The sequence below is a fragment of the Hydrogenophaga sp. genome (genome assembly GCF_051007235.1).
Lineage (GTDB): Bacteria > Pseudomonadota > Gammaproteobacteria > Burkholderiales > Burkholderiaceae_C > Hydrogenophaga.
The window spans coordinates 1-3,645 of sequence record NZ_JBPCSJ010000122.1 but is presented as its reverse complement, the minus strand read 5'-3'; the positions used below and the strand labels follow the sequence as shown (position 1 = coordinate 3,645).

Genomic DNA, 3,645 nt, shown 5'->3' with positions numbered 1-3,645 from the left:
TGCACCCGGAACAACCCCACGTGCTTGCTCTGGCCGATGAAGTCTGCCGAGCAGACGTTGGCAGCCAGCATGGCTTCTTCGATCAATTTGTGCGCATCGTTGCGCGTGCGCGGCACGATCTTCTCGATACGCCCCGACTCATCGCAGACGATTTGCGTTTCCGTGGTCTCGAAGTCCACCGCGCCCCGAGCCTCGCGAGCCAGCAACAGTGCACGGTACACATCGTGCAGGTTGATGAGATACGGCACCAGCCCTTTGCGGCCCTGCGCCTCTGGCCCGCGCGTGTTTTGCAGGATGGCCGCCACCACGGTGTAGGTGAAACGCGCGTGGCTGAACATCACCGCGGGGTAGAACTGGTAGGCGTGGATTTCGCCCTTGGCGTTGATCAGCATGTCGCAGACCATGCACAACCGCTCCACGCCAGGATTGAGCGAGCACAGGCCGTTGGACAGTTTCTCCGGCAGCATGGGGATCACCCGCCGCGGGAAGTAGACCGAGGTCGCGCGGTCATAGGCATCGATGTCGATGGAAGACCCGGTCTGCACATAGTGGCTCACGTCAGCGATTGCGACCAGCAAGCGCCAGCCCTTGCCGCGCCCCACCTTGGCGGGCTCGCAATACACCGCATCATCGAAGTCGCGCGCATCTTCACCGTCAATGGTCACCAGCGGTACATCGCGCAGGTCCACCCGGTGCTTGTGGTCCACGGAGCGCACGTGGTCTGGCAGAGCCCGCGCCTGGGCCATCGCGGCGTCTGAGAACTCGTGCGGCACACCGTATTTGCGCACCGCGATCTCGATCTCCATGCCGGGATCGTCGATGTCGCCCAGCACTTCCTTGACCCGGCCCACCGGCTGGCCGTACAGCGCAGGCGGCTCGGTCAGTTGGACCACCACCACCTGGCCGGGCTTGGCCGATCCGGTCGCACCTTTGGGAATCAGCACATCCTGTCCGTAGCGCTTGTCTTCTGGCGCCACCAGCCAGACACCACTTTCCTGCAGCAGACGGCCGATGATGGGAGCATCGGAGCGCTCGACGATTTCCGTGACCCGTCCTTCGGGACGGCCCTTGCGATCCAGCCGCACGATGCGCGCCTTGACGCGATCTTTGTGGAGCACTGCCCTCATTTCATTGGACGGCAGGTAGATGTCGGCCTGGCCGTCATCGCGCACCACGAAACCGTGACCATCGCGATGACCCGAAACCACACCCTCGAATTCGGCCAGCAGGCTGTTCTTTTCGTTCACTGTTTTTTGTTGATCTGAAAATGCTATACTAGCGGTTTCCTGAGATGCCCAGGTGGCGGAATTGGTAGACGCACTAGTTTCAGGTACTAGCGCCGAGAGGCGTGGAGGTTCGAGTCCTCTCTTGGGCACCACGATCATAAGGGCTTGCTGACATGATGTCGGCAAGCCCTTTTTTCTTTTGCACGCCCGCCATTCCAGCGCACATGCAGCCGATGGTCGAACGCAAGTCTCGGCCTCGCCTGGTCACAAAAAACCGCCCCACCTCAAAACCGACCAACTCCGGCATATAATGAATGCTTCCTGAGATGCCCAGGTGGCGGAATTGGTAGACGCACTAGTTTCAGGTACTAGCGCTGAGAGGCGTGGAGGTTCGAGTCCTCTCTTGGGCACCAAAATAGCAAAGGCCTGCTGACATGTCAGCAGGCCTTTTTGCATGGGCAAGTCCGTTTGTTCTGTCAAACACCTCGGGATCCCAGCGCCGGACTGGCGCCAGGAACTGATACCACTCAGATGGGCTGCGCCACCAGGTCGTGGCCATCGGCCGCCACGATCTGAACTTTGGTGAACTCCCCCACCTTCAGCGTCTTGCTGATTTTCTGAGGTGGGAGCAGCCGCACCACCCCGTCGATCTCGGGTGCATCGGCGTAGCTCCGACCAACGCCACCCTTTTTGCCCATGCTGGGCGCAGAGTCCACCAACACCTGCATGGTCGCACCCACGCGTTCACGCAATTTTTCAGCCGACACAGCCTCAGCCACCGCCATGAAACGGGCGCGGCGCGCCTCGCGCAGCGCATCGGGGACCGGATCGGCCAAAGTATTGGCCACGGCACCGGTAACCGGCGAATAGGCAAAACATCCGGCGCGATCGATGCGCGCCTCCTGAACAAAATCGAGCAGGTGCTGGAACTCCGCCTCGGTCTCGCCTGGGAAACCGGCAATGAAGGTGCTGCGCACCACAATCTGTGGGCACAGTTCGCGCCATCGCGCGATGCGCTCTAGGTTCCTCTCCCCACTAGCCGGGCGCTTCATGCGCTTGAGCACGTCCGGGTGGCTGTGCTGCAGAGGCACGTCCAGATAGGGCAGGCACAAGCCCTCGGCCATCAAAGGAATGATCTCGTCAACGTGGGGGTACGGGTACACGTAGTGCAGACGGACCCAGGCACCAAACCCTTTTGCGAGTTCACCCAGCGCGCGCACCAGATCGAACATGCGGGTCTTGACGGGACGCCCATCCCAGAATCCGGTGCGGTACTGCACGTCCACACCGTAGGCGGAGGTGTCCTGGCTGACCACCAGCAGCTCCTTCACACCGGCTTCGAACAGCTTGCGTGCTTCGGTCAATACATCGCCGATGGGACGGCTCACCAGATCACCACGCATCGAAGGGATGATGCAGAAGGTGCAGCGGTGGTTACAGCCCTCGCTGATTTTCAGGTAGGCGTAATGGCGGGGCGTGAGTTTGATACCTTGCGCTGGCACCAGATCGACAAATGGATCGTGGGGCTTGGGCAGGTGGAGGTGCACCGCCTCCATCACCTCGTGCGTCGCGTGCGGTCCGGTCACAGCCAGCACGCTGGGGTGCATCTGCCGCACCATGTTGCCACCATCATCGGCCTCGCGCGCGCCCAGGCAGCCTGTCACGATGACCTTGCCGTTTTCGGCCAGCGCTTCACCAATCGTATCGAGGCTTTCCTTGACCGCATCATCAATGAAGCCGCAGGTGTTGACGATCACCAGATCGGCACCGGCAAAGGTTTTGGAAGTCTGATAACCCTCGGCGCTGAGCTGCGTGAGGATGAGTTCGGAATCGGTCAACGCCTTGGGGCAACCCAGGCTCACAAAGCCGACTTTGGGTGCGGATGCACCCGGAGAAGCGGTGGTTTCGGTCATGCCCCGATTGTCTCAGACCGGAACCGGACAGCGCGAAAGGGTCAGCGCTTGAGTCCCAGTGCCGCCAGCATCTGCTCGCTGTTCTTCTGCATCTGCTCCTGCATTTGCGTAAACGCGTTGCGGGATTGCTCCATGTACGAACCCATCATGCCCTGCATCATGGGCGACTGCACATTGGTGAACTGCTTCCACAGCTCGGGGTTGAGCCCCTTGGTCTGCTCGCTCATCTTGTTCTGCAGGTCCATGAAAATCTGGACGTTCTTTTCCAGGTACGAGCCCATGAAGTCCTGCATGGCATGCCCGTAGAAGCGGATGATGTTCGCCAGCACCTGCTCGGTGAAGATGGGCACGCCAGCCGTCTCTTCTTCCAGGATGATCTGCAACAGAATGCTGCGGGTCAGGTCTTCGTTGGTCTTCGCGTCGCGCACCACGAAGCGTTCGTTGTCCATCACCAGCGTCTTGACCTCAGCCAGCGTGATGTAGGACGAGGTATCGGTGTCGTAGAG

At 60.7% G+C, this 3,645-nt stretch carries 3 protein-coding genes and 2 tRNA genes; 2 read left to right on the top strand and 3 right to left on the bottom strand.

Going from position 1 to position 3,645, the window contains the following annotated elements:
* A partial coding sequence (locus ACR2JA_RS04610) for a ribonuclease R family protein (protein ID WP_434007939.1) occupies window positions 1–1,247 on the bottom strand: 1,247 nt, incomplete at its 3' end.
* A gap of 46 nt (window positions 1,248–1,293) precedes the next feature.
* On the opposite strand from ACR2JA_RS04610, the gene ACR2JA_RS04605 reads away from it, so the two are divergent.
* Window positions 1,294–1,378, top strand: a tRNA-Leu gene (locus ACR2JA_RS04605).
* A gap of 176 nt (window positions 1,379–1,554) precedes the next feature.
* Window positions 1,555–1,639: transfer RNA gene (locus tag ACR2JA_RS04600), tRNA-Leu, on the top strand.
* Window positions 1,640–1,753: 114 nt separating this feature from the next.
* Here the strand turns inward: ACR2JA_RS04600 and rimO are convergent.
* Together rimO and phaR are read right to left on the bottom strand one after the other, a co-directional pair.
* The gene (rimO, locus tag ACR2JA_RS04595) at window positions 1,754–3,139 is read right to left on the bottom strand and encodes a 30S ribosomal protein S12 methylthiotransferase RimO (RefSeq protein WP_434007938.1); all 1,386 of its coding nucleotides are present in this window, start codon (window positions 3,137–3,139) and stop codon (window positions 1,754–1,756) included.
* A 41-nt stretch (window positions 3,140–3,180) separates the two neighbouring features.
* The coding region (gene phaR, locus ACR2JA_RS04590; protein ID WP_434007937.1) for a polyhydroxyalkanoate synthesis repressor PhaR at window positions 3,181–3,645 on the bottom strand (465 nt) is incomplete at its 5' end.